At 57.6% G+C, this 19035-nt stretch carries 20 protein-coding genes; 12 read left to right on the top strand and 8 right to left on the bottom strand.

Features of this window, described 5'->3' with window-relative positions:
- Window positions 1-34: 34 nt before the first annotated feature.
- The 5 genes from hmgA to CKA81_RS10380 all read left to right on the top strand — a co-directional run bounded on the left by hmgA (window position 35) and on the right by CKA81_RS10380 (window position 5761).
- Window positions 35-1342 (top strand): homogentisate 1,2-dioxygenase, encoded by a 1308-nt coding sequence (hmgA, locus tag CKA81_RS10400; RefSeq protein ID WP_228255702.1) that lies wholly within the window; start codon window positions 35-37, stop codon window positions 1340-1342.
- Complete coding sequence (gene fahA / locus CKA81_RS10395; RefSeq protein ID WP_128355204.1) at window positions 1339-2658, top strand: fumarylacetoacetase; 1320 nt, start codon at window positions 1339-1341, stop codon at window positions 2656-2658. Before hmgA ends, fahA begins: the two co-directional genes overlap by 4 nt.
- A 35-nt stretch (window positions 2659-2693) precedes the next feature.
- A complete protein-coding gene (locus tag CKA81_RS10390; protein ID WP_128355203.1) occupies window positions 2694-3689 on the top strand; it encodes a Bug family tripartite tricarboxylate transporter substrate binding protein in 996 nt (331 codons plus the stop codon).
- Between the two features lie 74 nt (window positions 3690-3763).
- Window positions 3764-4705, top strand: a complete 942-nt coding sequence (locus CKA81_RS10385; RefSeq protein ID WP_128355202.1) for a quinone oxidoreductase family protein — start codon at window positions 3764-3766, stop codon at window positions 4703-4705.
- Window positions 4706-4756: 51 nt separating this feature from the next.
- On the top strand, window positions 4757-5761 hold the full coding sequence (locus CKA81_RS10380; RefSeq protein ID WP_128355201.1) for an NADP-dependent oxidoreductase: 1005 nt from the start codon (window positions 4757-4759) through the stop codon (window positions 5759-5761).
- A gap of 27 nt (window positions 5762-5788) precedes the next feature.
- On the opposite strand, the gene CKA81_RS10375 is transcribed toward CKA81_RS10380, so the two are convergent.
- Together CKA81_RS10375 and CKA81_RS10370 are read right to left on the bottom strand one after the other, a co-directional pair.
- Window positions 5789-6643 (bottom strand): universal stress protein, encoded by an 855-nt coding sequence (locus CKA81_RS10375; protein ID WP_128355200.1) that lies wholly within the window; start codon window positions 6641-6643, stop codon window positions 5789-5791.
- An 8-nt stretch (window positions 6644-6651) separates the two neighbouring features.
- On the bottom strand, window positions 6652-8136 hold the full coding sequence (locus CKA81_RS10370) for a SulP family inorganic anion transporter (RefSeq protein ID WP_128355199.1): 1485 nt from the start codon (window positions 8134-8136) through the stop codon (window positions 6652-6654).
- A 195-nt stretch (window positions 8137-8331) separates the two neighbouring features.
- On the opposite strand from CKA81_RS10370, the gene fabG reads away from it, so the two are divergent.
- The gene (gene fabG, locus CKA81_RS10365; RefSeq protein WP_128355198.1) at window positions 8332-9072 is read left to right on the top strand and encodes a 3-oxoacyl-ACP reductase FabG; all 741 of its coding nucleotides are present in this window, start codon (window positions 8332-8334) and stop codon (window positions 9070-9072) included.
- Between the two features lie 4 nt (window positions 9073-9076).
- On the opposite strand, the gene CKA81_RS10360 is transcribed toward fabG, so the two are convergent.
- Window positions 9077-9670, bottom strand: a complete 594-nt coding sequence (locus CKA81_RS10360) for an AAA family ATPase (protein ID WP_164878376.1) — start codon at window positions 9668-9670, stop codon at window positions 9077-9079.
- Window positions 9671-9790: 120 nt separating this feature from the next.
- Between CKA81_RS10360 and CKA81_RS10355 the strand changes: the two genes are divergently transcribed.
- The 5 genes from CKA81_RS10355 (at window position 9791) to CKA81_RS10335 (ending at window position 13932) form a co-directional block, all read left to right on the top strand.
- Window positions 9791-10621, top strand: a complete 831-nt coding sequence (locus CKA81_RS10355; RefSeq protein WP_128355196.1) for an ABC transporter substrate-binding protein — start codon at window positions 9791-9793, stop codon at window positions 10619-10621.
- A 113-nt stretch (window positions 10622-10734) separates the two neighbouring features.
- Window positions 10735-11430: an amino acid ABC transporter permease gene (locus CKA81_RS10350; RefSeq protein ID WP_128355195.1), complete on the top strand. Its 696-nt coding sequence runs from the start codon at window positions 10735-10737 to the stop codon at window positions 11428-11430.
- Window positions 11427-12146, top strand: a complete 720-nt coding sequence (locus CKA81_RS10345; protein WP_128355194.1) for an amino acid ABC transporter permease — start codon at window positions 11427-11429, stop codon at window positions 12144-12146. Before CKA81_RS10350 ends, CKA81_RS10345 begins: the two co-directional genes overlap by 4 nt.
- The gene (locus tag CKA81_RS10340; protein WP_128355193.1) at window positions 12143-12886 is read left to right on the top strand and encodes an amino acid ABC transporter ATP-binding protein; all 744 of its coding nucleotides are present in this window, start codon (window positions 12143-12145) and stop codon (window positions 12884-12886) included. Before CKA81_RS10345 ends, CKA81_RS10340 begins: the two co-directional genes overlap by 4 nt.
- A 14-nt stretch (window positions 12887-12900) precedes the next feature.
- Window positions 12901-13932 carry an isopenicillin N synthase family dioxygenase gene (locus CKA81_RS10335; RefSeq protein ID WP_128355192.1) on the top strand — a complete coding sequence of 344 codons (1032 nt, stop codon included), beginning with the start codon at window positions 12901-12903 and terminating at the stop codon, window positions 13930-13932.
- Between the two features lie 2 nt (window positions 13933-13934).
- On the opposite strand, the gene CKA81_RS10330 is transcribed toward CKA81_RS10335, so the two are convergent.
- Entirely contained in the window at window positions 13935-14135 is a 201-nt protein-coding gene (locus tag CKA81_RS10330) for a hypothetical protein (RefSeq protein WP_128355191.1), read from the bottom strand.
- Window positions 14136-14251: 116 nt separating this feature from the next.
- Here CKA81_RS10330 and CKA81_RS10325 point away from each other — a divergent pair, with 116 nt between their 5' ends.
- Window positions 14252-14473, top strand: coding sequence for a hypothetical protein (locus CKA81_RS10325; RefSeq protein ID WP_128355190.1), 222 nt, complete (start codon window positions 14252-14254; stop codon window positions 14471-14473).
- Window positions 14474-14521: 48 nt separating this feature from the next.
- On the opposite strand, the gene putP is transcribed toward CKA81_RS10325, so the two are convergent.
- The 4 genes from putP to CKA81_RS10305 all read right to left on the bottom strand — a co-directional run bounded on the left by putP (window position 14522) and on the right by CKA81_RS10305 (window position 19032).
- Entirely contained in the window at window positions 14522-16015 is a 1494-nt protein-coding gene (gene putP, locus CKA81_RS10320; RefSeq protein WP_128355189.1) for a sodium/proline symporter PutP, read from the bottom strand.
- A 97-nt stretch (window positions 16016-16112) separates the two neighbouring features.
- Complete coding sequence (locus tag CKA81_RS10315; protein ID WP_128355188.1) at window positions 16113-16940, bottom strand: phosphodiesterase; 828 nt, start codon at window positions 16938-16940, stop codon at window positions 16113-16115.
- Window positions 16937-17965, bottom strand: a complete 1029-nt coding sequence (locus CKA81_RS10310; protein ID WP_128355187.1) for a LacI family DNA-binding transcriptional regulator — start codon at window positions 17963-17965, stop codon at window positions 16937-16939. Before CKA81_RS10310 ends, CKA81_RS10315 begins: the two co-directional genes overlap by 4 nt.
- Window positions 17962-19032 (bottom strand): ABC transporter ATP-binding protein, encoded by a 1071-nt coding sequence (locus CKA81_RS10305; protein WP_128355186.1) that lies wholly within the window; start codon window positions 19030-19032, stop codon window positions 17962-17964. Before CKA81_RS10305 ends, CKA81_RS10310 begins: the two co-directional genes overlap by 4 nt.
- Window positions 19033-19035: the final 3 nt, after the last annotated feature.

Raw genomic sequence — 19035 nt, 5'->3', positions numbered from 1 at the left:
ACCATCTTCACCACGAGAACCAAGGAGGTTAATTTTGCAGCATAAAGAAGAGGCCCTCACTTACCTTAGTGGCTTCGGCAATGAACTTGAATCAGAGATGATTCCGGGAGCATTGCCGGTAGGGCGAAATTCCCCACAACAAGCGCCTTTTGGCCTGTATGTCGAGCAGTTATCGGGATCGCCTTTTGTAACGCCCCGGCACCTTAGCCGGAGATCATGGCTCTATAAACAGATGCCCACGGCAAGCCATGGTGCGTTTGTGATGATTGATGCTGAAGATTTTCTGTCGGAGAGCGCGACGGTGGCGGAGGGCAACAGGATTCGCTTACAACGGCAGCCCGACGAGCTGGTGCCCGCTGCGTTTCCCTTCGGTGTCGTTACTCTAACGATCACAGGATCGTGCGCCGGACGGAGCGGGGGCGCTGTGCACGCGTATGCGATTTCAGAGGATGCCGATGCGCCAGCGTTTTCGAACGCCGATGCGGAAATGTTGTGGATCCCAACTACCTCCAAATTGCGCTGTCACACCGAATTTGGAGTTCTGGAGATCGTTCCGGGTGAGATCGCGCTTATCCCCAGAGGCGTGAAGCTTCTTGCCCAGCCCGAGAAAGGGGGCGAAGCCAGAGGGTATTTGATTGAAAACTATGGGCAACCGTTTCAACTGCCTGACCTTGGCCCAATAGGGGCGAACGGTCTGGCGGCAGCCCGTGACTTTCTTCATCCGGTCGCTCAAGTACATGACCGCCGAGGTCCCATGCGCTGGGTGAACAAGTTCGCCGGCTCGTTTTGGGCAACGGACCTGGCTTTTACGCCGTTGGACGTGGTGGCATGGCGAGGAAACTACCTACCTTGCAAGTACGATTTAAGCAGGTTCATGGTCGTTAACACAGTTAGTTTCGACCATGCTGACCCCTCTATTTTTACAGTGCTCACATCGGCAGGTGGCCCGGCGGGCGCGCCGAACCTCGAGATCGCCATTTTTCCACCGCGCTGGCAAGTTGCCGAAGACACTTTCAGACCACCCTGGTTCCACCGGAATACGATGAGCGAAGCAATGGGTCTGGTAGTTGGCAAGTATGAGGTGCGCTCAGATGGATTCCAGCCAGGTGGACTCGCCATTCATAACTGCATGATGGGCCATGGGCCTGATGCATCCTCTTGGGTAGCAGCGTCCACTCGCAAGCTTGAGCCTGAGTATTTGTTAGGGACGATGGCATTTGTCCTTGAATCTGCGCTGCCTTTTGTGGCTACGACTAAAGCATTGGAAAGTACCGCGCGTCAGAACGATTATCACAGCGCGTGGCAAGGATTCCAGCGCGTTACTCTCCCGGAGAAAGCATGAGCACCGTTGTACAGCAACTCGATCACACACATAACCCAACAGCCAGAAGTTGGGTGATATCCGCCAACGCCGGGTCCGATTTTCCGATTCAGAACTTGCCCTTGTGCCGTTTTGAAGAAGCCGGAGAGTCCAGGGTTGGATGCGGGATTGGTGATCGCATTCTCGATTTGACGGCTGTTGCCATAGCCGTCGAACTACCGGAATCACTGCGCGACGCGCTACAGTATGTAGCTGGCGGGCAGATGCGCCCCCTTATGATGGCAGGTTCGTACGCGGCCAAGGCCTTGCGCCATGCGCTATTTGCTGCATTGTCCGAGGACGCCAGCGATGCGCTGCAGAAGCAGCTTAAGCCCTATCTCCGTGCGCAGGTGGATACGGCTTTGGTTCTACCCGTCAAGCCGTACAACTTCAGCGATTTCTATTCATCTATTCACCATGCCGCACGTATCGGCGCCCTGGTTCGGCCCGACGCACCGATTCTCCCGAACTACCATTGGCTGCCGGTCGCCTATCATGGCCGCACATCGTCGATTCTTGCGTCAGGAACGTCGTTCCACCGACCGCGTGGCCAGGTCAAAACTCTGTCCGGCGGGCCGGAATATGTATCGTGCAGACGCCTCGACTATGAAGCTGAACTAGCTATCTACAGCGGCGCCCAAAATGCTTTGGGTGAGCCCATCCCCATTGGTTCTGCGTTGAACCATGTGTTTGGCATCGGACTGCTTAATGACTGGTCCGCGCGGGATATCCAGTTCTGGGAATATGCTCCGCTTGGACCCTTTTTGGGTAAGAGCTTTGCGACTCACTTAGGCGACTGGGTCGTAACAGCCGACGCATTAGCTCCGTATTGGACATCGCCGCCATGGAGCGAGGACGGTGAGCGCAAGCTGTTACCGCATCTGGACGATGCGGATATGCGCTCCAAAGGCGGACTGCAGGTTCGAGTCGACGTACTCATTCGTACAGCTAAGATGCGGGCGGAAGGGATCGATGCTTACAAGATCTCGACAAGTAATTTTAAAGAGAACTACTGGACGATTGCCCAGCTTGTAGCCCACCAGACTTCAAATGGAACAAACCTCGAGGCAGGTGATGTGTTGGGTTCGGGAACGTTGTCAGGTCCTACGGATGATTCGCGCGCATGTCTGATGGAGTTCACCAACGGTGGAACGGTTGGGTTTGATTTGCCCACCGGGGAAAAGCGGACTTTTGTCGAGGACGGCGACGAGATTGTCATGACTGGTTGGTGTGATGCCCCAGGTTTTCCTCGGATAGGACTCGGCGAAGTTACGGCAATAGTGTTGCCTGCTAGATAAATCACATCATTTTTCGATTCACAACAGGAGACAATATGCACAAAATTTCAATAACAACTCGACGTCGGTTCCTTTCGGTTTTGGGTGCAGCAGCAGCGAGCCAACTGGTTCTTCCTTCGGTATTCGCGCAAGGAAAATTCCCTTCGGGACCGATAACCATCGTGGTTCCTTTCGCACCGGGAGGGCCCACGGATGCCAGCGCCCGGGTGATCGCCCGCGCGATGAGCGTGGCGCTGGGGCAACCGGTTGTGGTAGAGAACAAGCCCGGTGCCGGCGGGATACTCGGAACCACCCAAGTGGCGCAGTCAGCCGCAGATGGCTACACCCTTTTATGGGGTGGCACCAGTAGTCTTGCGGTGGCGCCTGCACTGTATGCGAACGCGAAATTCAGTCCTGAAACTTCTTTCGTTCCCATCGGACTGAGTACGCGCGGATCCATGATCCTGGCTGGCAAGGCCTCGCTCGAACCGAACAACATCAGGGAACTGGTAGCGTATGCAAAAAATACTCCATTGGATATGGGTAATGGCGGTAACGGAACGCTCGCACACCTTGCATCGGAGTATTTTAAAGAGCTTACCGGCATTCAGATGCTGAGCATTCCCTACCGAGGTGGTGCTCCAGCACTCATCGATCTGCTGGGTGGGGTGATCGACACAGTCTTCGATAACACATCCTTTTTGGCGCAACATATCCAATCAGGAAAGCTCAAGGCTTATGCAGTCACTGGGCGTCAACGGCACAAGGACTTTCCGGACGTCCCGACCGTTGCCGAGGTGTTCGGGGGCGATTTTGAGGTGTACTCGTGGTTCGGACTGTTTGCTCCGCAGGGAACACCTGAGCAAGCGATTTCTCTCCTTGCGGAGGCTATGTCGGAGGCAAATTCTGACCCGGCTACCCAGAAGACATTGACTGGCGCGGGGCTCGAACCTGCAAATGTTTCCCGCGCGGAAGCCTCAAAGGTGGTTGTCGGCGACTATCAGAAGTGGTCTCAAATCATCGACCGTGCGGGTGTCACAGTAAATGGTTGAAGTGGCGCTGGAGCCCGAGCGGCTCCAGTTACGTTATATGGCGACTCCGTTGAGTCTTACCGAAGAGTAGAAACATGAAAGCATTAATCAGTGCTGCGGCTGGCGTGGAGGTTGCGGACGTTGCTCAGCCTACGCCGGGACCACAAGAGATTCTTGTCAAGGTGAAGGCGATTGGAATGAATCGCATCGATCTCGTGGCTCTGCGTGATCCAAAAGACCAAATCATCGGAATGGAGTGGGCCGGCGAAGTAGCGGAGGTGGGCTCACAGGTCGAAGAGTTTAAAGTGGGCGATCGAGTGATGTGTACCGGCAGTGGCGGCTATGCGCAGTTTGCGGTCGCAGATGCACACCGATGCTGTAGGGTGCCTAACGGGATGGCATGGGAGACTGCGTCGTCCTTGCTCTTAGGCCTGCAAACGATGCATGACGCTCTAGTAACCCAGGGTGGCTTGCGGACCGGCAGTACCGTCCTGATACAGGGCGCCACATCTTGCATGGGCCTGATAGGAATGCAGTTGGCCAAGGCACTCGGAGCGTCGTGCGTGATGGGCACGTCAAGAAGCTCCATACATTTGTCAACACTGCACGCATACGGTTGCGACGTTCCAGTCGACACTTCGGAGGCCGGATGGCCCGAGGCGGTGCTGGAGGCGACCAAGGGAGAAGGGGCTTCGATCATTGTGGATTTAGTCTCCGGGGAAGCCACAAACCAGTGCATGGCCGCGGCTGCTATCGGCGGCAGGATTGTAAATGTTGGACGATTGGGCGGAGCACAAGCGGAGTTCGACTTCAACTTACATGCTCTGCGTCGGCTCTCCTATATGGGTGTAACGTTTAGAACACGCAGTCGCGATGAAATCCGTGTGCTGAATGCAAGTATGAGGCAGGACGTTCAGGGGCTGTTGTCCTCCATCAGTGTTCCAGTAGCTGCCTGTTTTGGCTTTGACAAGGCAGCAGACGCTTTAACATTCTTGTCTAGTTCTCGGCAGTTGGGTAAGGTGGTATTGATTCCATAAGCTGGTATGGGACACTTGGCGTTGGCCCCCAACATTTATCGAGAGCAACCCATGAACCCCTTAAACAACGAAGTCATCCGCGTAGTATCGCGACCCGAAGCCATTCCGACGGCGGCAAATTTTCGCAAAGACACCCAGGCCGTCCCGGCCGTGGAGGCTGGCCAGATCCTGGTACGAAACGAGTGGCTGTCGGTCGAGCCCGCCATGCGCGGATGGCTGGCTGACGCCAACAATTACTCCAGCGTTGGCATAGGCGAAGTGATGCGGTCCTTGTGCGTAGGCACCGTCGTCGCATCGCAAGCCGAAGGCTATACGGAGGGCGATCGCTTGATGGGCTGGTTCGGGTGGCAGCAATACGCTGTGGTGCAGCCATCTGCAGTCGTACAGAAGATCACCGCCACGGATATCCCGCCGTCTTTATACCTGGGGGTGCTGGGTATCAATGGCGTTACCGCCGCGACAGCGTTGCACACCATAGGCGCACCCAAGCGAGGCGAAACCGTTGTCGTTTCCACAGCCGCCGGGGGCGTGGGCTCTTGCGTGGGCCAGCTTGCGAAAGCTTTAGGCTGCCGAACGGTAGGCCTGACCAGCACGCCTGAAAAAGTCCGGGCCTGTTATGAGCAGTTCGGTTATGACCATGTCATCAACTACAAGACGGACGACATAGCCGGCGCCTTGCAAGACGCCTGCCCTGATGGTGTCGATGTCTACTTCGACAACACCGCCGGGCTGATTTCAGACGCGGTTATGCCGCAGTTGGCGATCGGCGCGCGGGTGATCGTGTGCGGCACCGCCTCCATCTCCAAGTGGGATCCCGTCCCCATGGGACCGCGGGTCGAACGATTTCTATTGACGCGTCGCGCCCGCATGCAGGGCTTCATTCTTTTCGATCACATGGACACTTATGCCACGTACGTCAATCAGCTTGAAGCGCTGATTCGCGCCGGTAAGCTGACGTATCGTGAACACATTAGCGATGGCCTGGACAGCGCCATGCATGCAATCGAAGAACTGTACCGTGGCGAAAACCTCGGCAAGCGACTGATCCGCTTGTAGAGACCCCTGGAATGGCTGCCGGCGACGCTAGCGAACAAGCAGTATCGGCACTGATATCATTCGGATAACCGACGTTGTCGTGCTGCCGACGATCATATTGCGTAGCGGCGAGTGTCCATAGGCGCCCATGACAAGCACGCTTTCGGCATGGGCGTCCATGTAGTCCGATATTGCCGTCTCCGCCACTCCAGAAAGCAGAACCGTCTCGGCACGAGTTCCCGCGTCGGCAAATCGTTGGCGCACTGCCTCGAGTACGGCACGATTCTCTTCGTTGTCGGTACCTGCCATGATGACATGTGGCGCCATGCCGGCAAATAGCGGCGACGTCAGGACCAGGTCCAGGGCGCGCTTTGCCGATGCGCCGCCATCGAAGGCAATAATCGCATTCTTGATTGGCCGCAGCTTCAGTGGTGCGATCAGGGTCGGTTTCGAGCTGGCTCGCAGAACGCGCTCGATCTTCGAACCCATATGGGCGGAGGCGAACTCGCGCGATGCACCTCGTTTGCCCATGACGACAACCGCACAATCGGCTTCACGCTCGATGATGGTTTCAACAATACCGCCATGGCGATGCGTCACGGCAATGTCGGTAAGGCCTGCCGAGCGCAAGCGATCTGTTGCGGCAGATAAGAGTGCGCGGCCGCTTTCCACAGCCAGCTTGGCTTCCGCCTCTTCGATTTCGGTAAGCTCTTGCAAGAGGCTGCTCTTGACGCCCAACCCGATAGCACCGCTAAAGTCGTTGCGCATGGCAACGGCACTCTTGCGTTGGACGACATGCAAAAGTTCGACGGGGTACGCCAGTCTTGCTGCTGCCCACGCGGCTACATCGCAAACACTTTCGGCATAGGCGGACGTATCAAGGCAAGCGAGTATTTTCGGCATGTCTTTTCCTAATGCACCTGAGAGCCAGCGTTGACACCGGCCTTATCGTAGACGGCGTAGCGGCTGACGAGTGTCGCGCTACTTTCATTCAGGCCGGTGATCTCTACCTCAGTGCCTTCCCGACGCAACTTCAGGATGGCCTTGTCCAGTATGCCGACGGCCGATATATCCCAGAAGTGAGCTGCGCTCAGGTCTATCACGACCTTATCGACGACTTCCTTGAAGTCTATGGCCTCGGCCAGCCGCTCGGCGGATGCAAAGAACACCTGGCCCACGTAAAAGTATGTGCGTATCTTGCCGTCCGAAGACAGGCTGGTGTGGACGGTGAACAGTTGCTTGACCTTGCCGGCGAAGAACAGGCCACTGAGGATGACGCCAGCCAGAACGCCCCGCGCGAGGTCATGGGTCCAAACGACCACGACCACTGTCACGATCATCACCACGGACGACTGCCAGGGATAAGACCGCAGATTTTTTACGGAGCTCCAACTGAAGGTGCCGATTGACACCATAATCATCACGGCGACCAGCGCCGGCATGGGAATCTGCGCCACCAAGGGGCCAAGCACGACAATCAGGAAAAGCAGAAATGCGCCCGCCACAAAAGTGGAGAGCCGCGTCGAACCGCCTGACTTAACGTTGATCACCGATTGGCCGATCATGGCGCAACCGCCCATGCCACCAAAGAATGCCGTCACGAAGTTCGCTATGCCCTGGCCTTTGCATTCCCGGCGCTTATCGCTGGGCGTGTCGGTCAGGTCATCGACAATCTGCGCGGTCATCATGGATTCGAGCAGTCCAACGGCCGCCATGGTCAGCGAATAAGGAAAGATGATCTGCAGCGTTTCCCACGTCAGCGGGATGTTGGGCAACAAAAAGGAAGGCAAGGTCGAAGGCAGTTCGCCCATGTCGCCCACAGTGTTGACGTCCAGGCCGCCATAGATCGATACGATGGTCAGGATCACGATCGCGATCAGTGGCGACGGTATGACTCGAGTGAATCGCGGCAGCAGGTAAATAATCGCCAGGGCGGCTGCAACCATGGCATAGGTAACCCACGTGACGCCCATCAGTTGTGGCAGCTGCGCGGCAAATATCAGTATGGCCAACGCATTCACAAAGCCTGTGACCACCGATCTGGACACATATTGCATAAGCAGGTCCAGCCGCAGAAAGCCTGCCGCAATCTGGAGGACGCCCATCAGGGCGGTGGCGGCGAAAAGGTAATCGACGCCATGGTCGCGCACCAGCGGCACGACAACGACTGCAACGGCGGCGGTGGCCGCCGAGATCATTCCCGGCCGCCCACCCACTAGCGAGATAATCACCGCAATGGAAAAGGACGCATACAGCCCGACGCGGGGATCCACGCCGGCGATGATGGAAAAGCCGATAGCTTCGGGGATCAAGGCCAAGGCAACGAGTATGCCCGCCAGAATGTCGGCTCGGGGGTTGGCCAGCCATTCGCGGTTGAATGTGTGGAAGAGATACATGAAACAGCCAACCTGCAGCGTGCAAGCGAGGCGTCGCATCAAAGCAGCGACTGGAGTGATTCGGAATCGACAATTCTACCTGATTGCCCTGACGTCAAAAAACTCGTTAAGCTTGCGAGCGCGGGGCGCCTCGCTGCGAAGGCGGCGCATACGCATTCGTTAACGATGGCTAGCCATCTTTATATTGGCAGAATTATGAAGCTACAAGGAAAAGTCGCGGTTGTTACCGGCGCAGGCCAAGGCATTGGAGAGGCGACGGCACTGAAATTTGCTCGCGAAGGCGCAACGGTTGTCGTATGCGACCTGAATGCCGTAGCGGTAGAACGTACAGTAGCCGCATGTGAAGCCCAAGGCGGTCCAGCGATCGGTTTCGCGCTCAGTGTTACCGATCGGCCCGCGCTTGATGGGATGGTTGCCCAAGTGGTGGAGCGCTTTGGGCGCCTTGACATTCTGGTGAATAACGCCGGCATTACGCGGGACGCGCGGCTCGAGAAAATGAGCACTGACGAGTTCGATTCCGTTATAGACATCAATCTGAAGGGGGTGTTCAACGCCGCGCAGTCGGTTATCGGCTTCATGATTGCGCAAGGCAGCGGCGTTATTCTGAATGCGAGCTCCGTCGTAGGCATCTACGGCAACTTCGGGCAAACCAATTATGCGGCCGCGAAGTTCGGCGTGATCGGTTTCACGAAAACCTGGGCTCGCGAGCTGGGCCCCAAGGGCATCCGGGTGAACGCCGTAGCGCCTGGCTTCATCGAGACCTCCATGTTGTCCAGCGTGCCAGACACCGTGCTGACCAAGATGCGCGAGCAAGTACCCCTGAAAAGGCTGGGCAGGCCCATGGAGATCGCCAATATTTACGCCTTCCTGGCCAGTGACGAGGCCAGCTATGTCAATGGAGCAGTCATCGAGGCAAGTGGCGGTTTAAGCCTGTAACGGACTAGCTGGCGCCCTGCGCCAGATTGTTCAAGAACGTGATCTGTTCGTCTATCGGTAGGCTGGCATCCAGAACGGGCACGCGGCCATCCGACACCGCCGCCGGGCGCTTCAGTCCTCGAACGTAATCGTCCCAGTGATCCAGCTTCCATTGATCGCGGGGGTCGCCGCGGCTGATGATGCGGGCCTTGCGCACATCGATGGGCAGGTCCAGCCAGACGTGCCCCAGCCGCGTATGCTCGGGCAGATTCAGTGCTGCGGCCGAAAACAGGGCGCCCGAGGCCAATTCCCGGCTCCAGGGTGCGGGGAAAACCACGTTGGTGCCCAGTTCGAGTTGATCTCTACCTATGCGTAAGGTGCCTTGGTAACCTAGGTCGCGTATGGCTTCCTTGAAGAAGGGGCTGTCGCGGTCATTGGGGTCATGGCCGTGGGCAGACAGCAGCGCGCCTGACCACACTTCGCTGACGACATCCTTGTCCAGCACGCACCAGCTATGGCCGGACTTGCGCTGGCTGGCCACGAAGTGATTGGTCAGGAAGGTTTTGCCTGTGCCGGCGTGGCCCAGGATGAAAAGCGCGGAGACATTTTCTATATACACAGACAATCCATAAACTTATAAGATTTAATCATTTCCGAGTTACTGCGCGCGCTGATATGCTTTTTTATAGTAACGAAGCAGTTCTTAATTACCATTCATCATTATTAGCAGGCAGAAATCATGCGTTTAACAAAACTGATCGCTCTAGTGGGCGCGACGGTCTTGAGTCTTTCGGCGGCGGTCGCTCATGCCGACCAACTAGAGGATATCAAGAAGAAAGGTGAGTTGGTTGTGGGTGTTCTGGGTACTGACGAGCCGGCCACTTTTATTGATCCCAAAACGCGCCAGTTCATCGGCTACGAAGTCGACTTGGCAAACGCCATCGCCGACAAGATAGGCGTGAAGCCGGTATTCAAGCAGGTGGCGGTTGCCGCCCGCATTCCCGAGCTTCAACAAGGCCATGTCGATATTATTGCTGCCGGCCTGACCCACAATAAAGAGCGCGAGGCGCTGGTGGATTTCTCCTTGACGACTTTCGTCACAGGGCAGAAAGTACTGGTACGCAAAGATAGTGGCGTCGCAAACCTGGCGGACCTGTCGGGCAAGAAGGTCGTGACTTTGCGCGGCGGTACGCAAGAGCCTAACGTACGTAAAGCGGTGCCTGACGTCGATGTGGTCACTTTTGATACCAGCCAGCAAGCCTTCCAGGCCCTGCAGCAAGGCAAGGGTGCGGGCTATGTTGACGATGAAGCTGCCCTGATGCGCGTGTATGCCAAGCTTGGCCCGGCACAGAAAGACTTCGTGGTCCTGAAGGAAAACCTCAGCAAAGAGCCGCTGGCCTTGGGCTTGCGTAAAGGTGAGGTCGCGCTGAAGAAAGTCGTGGACGACACGCTGCGCGAGCTGGAAGCTTCCGGCGAAGCCGAGAAGATTTTCTTCAAATGGTACGGCCCAGACACCAAATCCCAGTTCACATCGCGCGACTTCAAGTTCGAAACGGATAAAATCGACTAGGCCAGGAACGGCCGGAGCTTCAGGGCTTCCCTAGCTCTGGCCGACTATTTTTTCACGTCCTGCAAGCCTGGTTCCATGGGTCGGCTCAGGCGACCGAAGTATTGAAGTACGCCATGCCCGAATTTGATGTATCCATGCTGCTCAGCGGTCAGTATCACGACATGCTCCTGGCGGGCCTGTCGTTATCGTTAATGCTGCTGTTTGTGTCGCTGCTGCTGTCCTTGCCTTTGGCGACCATCGTCGCGCTGTTGCGCCTGTCGCCCTTTGCCCCGTTACGCGCCATCGGCTTTGTATTTGTCGAGTCCATACGCAACATACCTCTGCTTGCGCACATGCTGTTCTGGTATTTCGGCGCGCCAGAGCTTTTGCCGGATAGCTGGCGAAAATGGCTCTATGCCGGAGACATCGAAGCCACTTGCGCGGTCATAGCACTGACCCTTTACACCTCGGCTTATATGGCAGAGGACATCCGCAGTGGCATCCGCTCGATTTCCACTGTCCAGTTCGAAGCCGCCCGCGCGCTGGGTTTCAGCTTTATGGGCGCCATGCGCAGGGTCATTCTGCCGCAAGCCTTGCGGGTGACCACGCCGCCCCTTATTTCCCAAACCCTGAATCTCTGGAAGAACACCAGTATCGCTACAGTGATCGGGGTGGCAGAACTGATGTACCAGGCAGGCCAGGTCGAGAGCGCCACGTTTCGCAGCTTCGAGTCCTTTGCCTTTGCGACGGCGGCCTATTTAAGCCTATCGCTGATGATCACGGGCTTGGCTGCCTGGTTCCAGCATCGTTATCCAGCGAGAGCGCTATGAGCGGTTTCCTGGAGATCATCGATACGTACTGGCTGTATTTTCTGGTGGGTCAGTATCCGTATGGCCCGCTAGGTGGCCTGGCTCTGACGGTCATCCTGGCGTCATTGGCGCTGGTGCTGGCCCTGCCGTTGGGCGTAGTGCTGGCCTTTGCCCGCATCAGCCCCTGGCGCGCAGTGCGCTGGCCGGTCAGTGCGCTGGTGTTTGTGGTGCGGGGCACGCCACTGCTGATGGTGGTGTTCTGGGCTTATTTCTTCCTGCCCAGTGTGACCGGTGTGAAGACCGACCAGTTCACCACTATGCTGATCGCGCTGGTGGTGTTCGACGCTGCCTATCTGGCGGAGATCATACGCGCCGGCATACAGGGCTTGCCAAAAGGGCAGATGGAGTCTGCCCGGTCGCTGGGTTTGGGGTATTTTCGCGCGATGCGCCTGGTAGTGCTGCCCCAGGCTTTACGCAACATGCTGCCTTCGCTGGTCAACCAGTTTGTCTCTACCATCAAGGAGACATCCCTGGGTTACATCATTGGGCTTGCTGAGGTGTCTTTCATTACATCGCAGATCAATACGCAGGTCATGGTGTGGCCGGCGCAGATCTATCTGGTCCTTGGCCTGACCTATTTCACCATGTGCTTCGGTCTGGGGCGTTTTGCCTACTGGCTGGAGCGCCGGCTATCGCGCCGCGCGATTGCTGCGCCTTTGCAAGAGGTATCGGCATGATCGAATTTCATGACGTCAACAAGTGGTATGGCAAGTACCATGCGCTGGTCAACATCAATGCCAAGGTGGCTCGCGGCGAGGTTGTGGTGGTGTGCGGGCCTTCGGGCTCGGGCAAGTCCACCTTGATACGCACGCTGAACCGCCTGGAGCCGATTCAATCTGGACGCATACGCGTCAACGGACAGGACATCCACGATAAAAATCTGGACGTGAACGCCTTCCGATCCAGCATTGGTTTTGTCTTTCAGCAATTCAATTTGTTTCCTCATCTGTCCGTGCTGGAAAATTGCACGCTCGCGCCCATGCATTTACGTGGCTTGTCCGCCAAGCAGGCACGCGAGCAGGCCATGGCCTTGCTGGAGCGTGTCGGGCTGGCCTTTAAGGCCGACGCCATGCCCGATGCCCTGTCCGGTGGGCAGCAGCAGCGCGTCGCGATCGCGCGGGCGCTGGCCATGGAACCGCCCCTGATGCTCTTCGACGAGCCGACCAGTGCGCTGGATCCGGAAATGGTGGGCGAAGTGCTATTGGTGATGCGCGACCTGGCTCGCGACGGCATGACCATGGTGTGCGTCAGCCACGAAATGGGGTTCGCCCACGAGGTGGCAGACCGCGTCTTCTTCATGGACGCCGGCAGCATCCTGGAGACCGCAACGCCTGACGATTTTTTCAATCGGCCGCAGCATCCCCGCGCGCAGCAATTTCTTTCTGACATTCGCACGCCTTTTGCTCGAGCGATCTGATTTCGGAGTTTCAAATGGTTTATTCCACGAGCGGCAGTCTTCCCATCGACACGCTCCCTGTTATTGATGTTTCGGCCCTGGTCACGGCCGCGACCGACGCCGCGCGCCAGCAGGTGGCGGGCAATATACGCGACGCCTGCCGCGCCCACGGGTTCTTTTACGTTACGAATCATGGTGTCAGCGCAACGCTGGTAGAGCGCCTGGAAACCTTAAGCCGCCAGTTTTTCAGCCTGGACGAGACCGAGAAAATGCGTTGGCGCATGGCCTTGGGTGGCCGTGCCTGGCGCGGCTACTTTCCCTTGGGTGGTGAGCTGACTTCCGGAAGGCCGGACTGGAAGGAGGGCCTGTATCTGGGCACCGAGTTGCCCGATGACCATCCGCTGGTGCAGGCTGGCACCCCGGTGCACGGGCGCAACCTGTTTCCCGATGTACCGCAGTTCAAGGACACCATACTCGAGTACATGGACGCAGTTACCGCACTCGGTCATCAACTGATGGAAGGCATAGCCCTAAGCCTGGATCTGCCGGCCGGCTACTTCAGTGAGCGCTACACCACCGATCCGCTGATTCTGTTCCGGCTTTTCAACTATCCATCGCAGCAAGTGCCAGAAGGGCTGGATGTGCAATGGGGTGTGGGCGAGCACACCGATTATGGTTTGCTTACCATCTTGCTGCAAGACCATATCGGCGGACTCGAAGTGAAGACACCCGGCGGCTGGCTGGCGGCGCCACCTATTCCTGGCGCCTTCGTGTGCAATATCGGCGATATGCTCGATCATATGACGGGGGGATGGTATCGCTCGACTCCGCATCGGGTCGTGCGCAATACCTCCGGGCACGATCGCTTGTCTTTTCCGCTGTTCTTTGATCCCAACTTCTTTGCGCGTGTGCAGCGCATTGAAGGCTTGCCCGCCGTGCCGGATCCCGACGACAGTGCCTCGCGCTGGGACCAGGCGAATATTCATGCCTTCAATGGCATTTACGGCGACTACCTGCTGGACAAGGTGTCCAAGGTGTTTCCCGAGTTGCGGCGGGAAGTGCTGTAGCGCTAGTTAAGGGCCGCTTTGGCGGCTTCTTCCGGCGTCAGGCCATCGTAGAACTGGTCGGTAAACCATTCGGCTTCTTCTTCGATGTGCTGTTGTGCTTCTCGTACGCTCGCACCGGCCGCGACCAATAGCCCCTCGACCTCGATGCACCAGGCGATCAGTGCCTGCTCGTCGGGATCAATACTGCCTTTCTTCTTTGCCATGATGATGCCTTGGTTAGTGAGGGGCGATGATACACTCTGGCTGTCCAGTATGGACGACGACGCGGGTGGATGCCGTGCCGCCCGCGCCTTCAAACAAAACAACAAGGGGGCCAACCATGCTCTACATCATTCAGATCCTGGCTGCCATACTTATGGGTACTGCCATCGGCGCCATCATCGAGCCACGCAACAAGGTTCTTACCATCGGGTCATTCGTTGCCGTTGGTTTCGGCATCGCCACGCTTATCTGGCCGTCCTGGCTGATGCTGTCTATCGGTACGGTGATCTTCCTGGCTGTGCAATCGTTGCAGCGCGATCCGGTCGCTACCCGGGCTTGATCCGCCATTGCAAATCGCGCCCAGGGCGCGATTTGCTATTCGACCGCCTTACTGGTGCTGCCCCCTCAGGTCGTCCTGCACGCTATCGAAAGTCGATAATACGTCCGCTTCAGGCGATGCGCCCATCTTGCTGACCACGTAAATTGCAATCGACGCCAGCACAAAGCCTGGCACGATCTCGTACAGGCTGAGCCAGCCAAACTGTTTCCAGACCAATACCGTGACTGCCCCGATGATCATGCCGGCAAGGGCGCCATTGCGGGTCATGGGTCTCCAGAGCAGCGAGAACAGGACGACCGGGCCGAATGCCGCGCCGAAGCCGGCCCAGGCGTAGCTGACCATGCCCAGCACCTTGCTGTTGGGGTCGGAAGCCAGCCAGATCGCAATCAAGGCAATCATGAAAACCATAGCTCGGCCGAACCAAACCAGTTCGGGCTGGCTGGCATTCTTGCGGAAGAAGGTTTTATAGATGTCTTGCGTCAACGAGCTGGAACACACCAGTAGTTGTGCCGAAAGCGTGCTCATGACGGCGGCCAGCACGGCAGCCAGCAACACGCCCGCTATCAGTGGCCAGAAGAGGAAGAGCGAGGCCTCGATGAAGACGCGCTCTGCGTTTTCAGTTACCCCTGCCGCTTGGTCTGGATGAGCGGCAAAGTAGGCGATGCCAAAGAAGCCCACCGCGACAGCGCCTGCCAGACAGAGGATCATCCAGGTCATACTGATGCGGCGTGCGTGCGGGATGGTTTGCAGCGATTCGGCGGCCATGAAGCGCACAAGAATGTGCGGCTGTCCGAAGTAGCCCAGGCCCCAGGCAAGCAGCGAGATAATCGCAATGGTGTCCAGGTTGGCGATGAAGTCCAGTCGTGAAGGATCAATGGCTTCGACCGCTGCGATGCTATCGCCGACGCCGCCCAACGAAAAGACAATCATGACGGGCACGAGCACCAGGGCAGTGAACATCAGTGATGCCTGGATGGTGTCTGTCCAACTAACAGCCAGGAAGCCGCCGATGAACACATAGGCCATGGTGCAAAATGCACCCAGCCACATGGCTGGCACGTACGACATGCCAAACATGCTTTCAAACAGACGGGCTCCCGCGACCACACCGGACGCTGCGTAAATCGTGAAGAAGATCAGAATGACGATTGCCGACACGATACGCAGCAAATTACTGGAATCGTTGAATCGGTTCGAGAAGAAGTCGGGTAAGGTCAGCGCGTCGCTGGTCTTTTCTGTGTAGACCCGCAGACGTGCCGCCACAAAGCGCCAGTTTAGGTAGGCGCCTATGATCAGGCCGATTGCGATCCAGGCTTCGGAAAGCCCCGATAAATAGATAGCGCCCGGCAAGCCCATGAGCAACCAGCCGCTCATGTCGGAGGCGCCCGCGGCCAATGCCGTCACGAAGCTGCCAAGCCGGCGGCCGCCCAAAATGTAGTCGGAAAGATTGGCTGTAGAACGGTAGCCGAGCCAACCTATTACGAGCATCGCCAATATATAAATGACGAACATGATCGTGATAGGTGTATTAATGGAAACCATGAGCTTCTCCTTTCTTGGTCTACGTCAGTGCTACATTCCCGTCATTCTGAGGCAGTGTTGCAATTCGCTCAAGCGCTAATTGCGAAGGCGTCGTATTTCAATCTATCAGCAAGCCGTTGTCATGGAAGGGATAGGGCCCGGCAAATGCACCCGAAGCGGCCGTGTGCGAGACGAGACGGCCGCTACCTTCATCCCAGGCATGGACTTGAAATCCCGGCGGTTCAAGCATCCAGTCCGACGAGGCATCGGGTGCGAGATTGAGCGTTATCTGATGGGCTGGGGCAGGTGTGGTCGATGCGATAGTACCGCCGAAGCGCGTAGTGATCGCGCGATGGAGGTGCCCGCAAATGATGCGCTGCACATTGCTGTGTCGGGCGACGATGGTTTCAAGCTCTGTCGCGCCCTCCAGCAGGCCGATCTCGTCCATGTGTCCGATAAGAGTGCGGAAAGGCGGATGATGCATGGCAATGATCACAGGCCGCTCGCGCGTTTCTGCCAGCGCTTGCTCCAGCCAGGCCAGCCTATGACTGCACAAGCGACCGTAGCTTTCGCCGGGGACCACCGTGTCCAGCGCGATCAGGCGCAATGGTCCGATATCGATGGTGTACTGGATGAAGTCGCCATCACCCAGGTAGGGGTGATCAGGAAACGCGATGCGCATTGCCGTGCGCGAGTCATGATTGCCGGGCAGCAAGTAAATCGAGGTGCGTAGCGGCGACAGCAGCTTGCGCAGGTGCTCGTATTCGTCGGGTCTTCCGAAGTCCGTCAGATCGCCGGTTATCACGACGGCGTCGGGTTGCTGGCGCAAGGTTAGAACCGAAGTAACCGCCATCGATAAGTAGGGGGCGGTATCCAGTCGCTTGTATGCCAGTCGGCCGGGCTCTCGTATGTGGGGATCGCTTAGCTGCACGATAGAGGTAATCACTTTGTTCTCCGCGATGGCGTCGGCATGTGGGCGTCGGTGATCGTTGCCGACTCACCCACACGCAATGAATAGTCAAGAATCTGTGTGTGTTCGGGCCCGGGCAGCAATCCGCGAGCCAGGGAATCCGCCAGCAAGCGGACGCATACGCGCCCCATCTCGCGGTTTGGTTGCTGGATCGTGGTCAGGCGTGGTGTCAGGTCCATGCCGAGCTCGATACCATCAAAACCTACGACGGAAAGATCGTCCGGCACACGCAAGCCCGAGTCATTGGCGGCGCGTACACTCCGGATTGCCAGCAGATCGTTGGAGCAGAATAAGGCGGTAGGGCGGTCGCTGCGCGCCAACTGCACGCTGATCTGCGCTACGGACGTTGCCATGAAGGGCACTTCGATAAGATCTCGGTGCTGCAGTCCTAACTGGCGCATGGCTTTCAGATATCCGCGATAGCGCTGCTGCGCCCTGTCTGATTGCGCCAGATGGCCTGACACCATGGCGATATGCCGGTGACCACAATCAGCAAGCTGTCCGACGACATCCGCGACGGCGGCCTCGCTATCAACGGTGACGCAAGGGTGGTCCTGGTGCAGGTTATAGGCCAGCACGTACGGTATCTGCTTGGACTTCAGAAGGCGCAATGCAAGCGAATCGGCTGGGTTGGAAACCACCAGAAGCACACCGTCGACATTGGCGGCAATAAATGTCTGTACAGTGCGTTCTTCGCTAGTTACCTGATAGTCCGTAGTAACCGGCACTATCGAATACCCGCTGGCATGCGCTGCCCTTGCAATGCCGTCCAGGCATTCGGCAAAGACCGGGTTCAGCAAGGTGGGTAGTACGACACCCAGTACGCGACTGCGACGGGTCCGCAACACCTGTGCCGAACTATTGGCGATGTAGCCCAACTGTTTTGCCACGCGCTCAATCTGCGCACGTGTGTGCACGTTGACCTTTTCCGGGGCTCTGAATGCACGGGAAACGGTAGCGATGGAAAAGCCCGCGACCCGGGCCACATCCTTGATGTTCATCCTGCTTGCGACGGCAACTGGGCGGTGGGCAGCAAGCGATCCGGATCAACCCAAAGTCCTACAGTACTGCCAGCCTGGAAAGGACTATGACCATGCATCTCAACCAATAAGGTGTCTTGGCCCTCAGTCGACACTTTGAACTGTACGCGGTCGCCCAGGAACACTCGCTGATCGATCCGCGCCTGCGCGTAGCCTGCACGCATGGGACCTAACTGCAAGTCTTCGGGTCGTACCATAAGCGTAGTGTGTGACCGCAGGGCTTCGGGGCATGGCATGCTTTGTCCGCCCAGACGCAGGACACCGTCCGCACACGCCTGGGCATCGCGCCGCAAGGTGTTGACCCGACCCAGGAACTGCGCCACGAAAGGATGTGTCGGCTTGCGGTAAATGGATTCTCCGTCGCCGATCTGAACGATGGAGCCGGCGTGCATGACTGCCAGGCGATCGGCGATGGCCAGCGCTTCTTGCTGGTCGTGCGTAACATGGACGGCGGTAATGCCCAGGCGACGCAGAAGCTCGGCCAGCTCAATCCGCAGCGACTCTTTAAGCTTGGCGTCCAGGGCCGCCAGGGGCTCGTCAAGTAGCAAGATGCGCGGACGCACGGCGACGGCCCGGGCAAGCGCCACGCGTTGCCGCTGGCCACCCGACAATTCTGCTGGCCGTTTCTTTTCGAGGCCATTCAGACGCACCAAGTCGATGAGCTCGCCCACGATGCTTTTGCGTTGTTGCGCAGGCAGGCCGCGTATCGTCAGCCCATAAGCGATGTTCGCCTCGACGTTCATCTGGGGAAACAGTGCATAGTTCTGGAACACCATGCCCACGCCACGCTTCTCGGCCGGCCGATGGGTCACGTCTTGCTCCGCAAAGCTGATGCGGCCGCCGTCATCGGTCGTTTCCAGGCCGGCAAGCAAGCGAAGCAAGGTGGTTTTGCCGCAGCCGGAAGGCCCCAGCAAGGCGATGACTTCGCCCGGCTCTATGACGAGGTTGGTCGAAAGTAAGGCGCGAGTGCCGTCCGGAAAGGTCTTGGCGCAGTTCGCGACCTCGACGCGGGTTTTTTCAAGTTTCATAGT

This window comes from Pollutimonas thiosulfatoxidans, from assembly GCF_004022565.1.
GTDB classification, from domain to species: Bacteria; Pseudomonadota; Gammaproteobacteria; order Burkholderiales; family Burkholderiaceae_B; genus Pusillimonas_D; species Pusillimonas_D thiosulfatoxidans.
Note: the sequence above shows the minus strand (reverse complement) of the source record. Positions and strands in the feature narration are given on the sequence as shown.